The 1,408-nt window shown below is 46.0% G+C and carries 1 protein-coding gene; it reads left to right on the top strand.

The features are described 5' to 3' along the window. The first annotated feature begins 169 nt into the window (after positions 1–169). Positions 170–403 carry a hypothetical protein gene (locus EU555_RS35910; protein ID WP_135420159.1) on the top strand — a complete coding sequence of 78 codons (234 nt, stop codon included), beginning with the start codon at positions 170–172 and terminating at the stop codon, positions 401–403. Positions 404–1,408 lie beyond the last annotated feature (1,005 nt).

A 1,408-nucleotide genomic window follows, 5' to 3' on the forward strand; every position in this document is an offset into this window, starting at 1 on the left:
GCATCGTGCTGCCCTACGGCTGCCATGCGCGTCAACGCCCGATCCCATCCATCAGCACCGAAAGTGCGGATGAACCCCGTTCCGATGCCGTTTGACATCCAGACGGTGACGGATCTGCTCGCGGTACCACCATAATACTTCCGTCCGTAGATTAAGTTTGGAGCATGATATGTCTGACAAATCATCGCTTCCTGGTGAAGGGATGCGAAAAATCACTAAAGAATTAATGGAAATTTCAAAAAATGCTGTTTTTGTAGGAGGTGTAAAATATTTATCAGATAAAAATGGATATTCTATGCTTTTATGTTTTTATTTTTTTGTAAGTGCGATTTTTATCGCGCATGTCAATAGCTACATACAAGGAATATCGTTTTCTTCAGCAATCCACAAAAATTTGGTATAGGGAGCAAAATGTCAATGGCGCTTGGGTGGCCTGCTGCATTTATTATTCTATTTTTCGTAATATTCACTACCGATCAAACAATATCTTTTGTCGCCTCTGCGCAGGTAAAATAAAGTGACTGGTCTATGTAGATCGTTGAAAGTGGGCCGGGACTTTGCATACGTCCTGCCGCATGAGGCGACCGTTCCTTGATAATCTGTCTCGGGCCACCGCTGCACTAGGCATCCCCTTACCTGCGGCTTGTCTGTTTAGTCCTCACGGGCCAATGGTGCCCTTGGGCTGAGTTGGAGCAGCGGTTGCGGGACATTCCAGAGGAGAATATACCTATAATATTTACTAACTCGTGTTGGTGGAAGTTCCATCACTTAATAACGGCGGCGCTTGATTATTATTAGCGATAGCAGGATCACTAGGATTTGGAGTGACATCGATGGGGGGATTGACATTCTAATAAGTTTCCTGTCAAAACATAATCGTTCAATCTTTCAATCAATAATGGATCAGGCTTTGAGCCAAGTTTTTTTATAGCTGCAGTTCTAAAATCTAAACGTTGATTGAACTCACGTTCTTCGGCTCTAAATCTTCGCTCCCGAAGCATAGATGAAGGACCGCGCCACAGTAGTAGTGCGCTTAAGAGTCCAAGTGCACTGGCAAAAACAATAGGAAGTTCAGGATGAGACGGATCATAAATCAAATTAAAAGAATAGCCACCTATAGCTCCGATCGCTCCGCCAAACGATCCAAGCAAAGCTTCAGTTATTCTCTGGCTCAGTTACTCAGATATAGTTGATAAGCTAGAGAGAAACTCTGAGGTTTCTCCTGATGCCTTCCTAAGAGCACCTAGGGCTGCAGATGGCTTACGCGGCATCGGAGTTCGAGCTCAAAGAATGTAATTACCCACGGGGTTGGGCGCGGTGCACGAGCGGGTTGACCTTGTCGACGACGAGGTGAGCGCCAGAAGCGATCAGGCGCGGATGGTCTTGAGGAGGGTGGCGAAGGTGTCGT

The organism is Methylobacterium nonmethylotrophicum (genome assembly GCF_004745635.1).
Taxonomy (GTDB): domain Bacteria; phylum Pseudomonadota; class Alphaproteobacteria; order Rhizobiales; family Beijerinckiaceae; genus Methylobacterium; species Methylobacterium nonmethylotrophicum.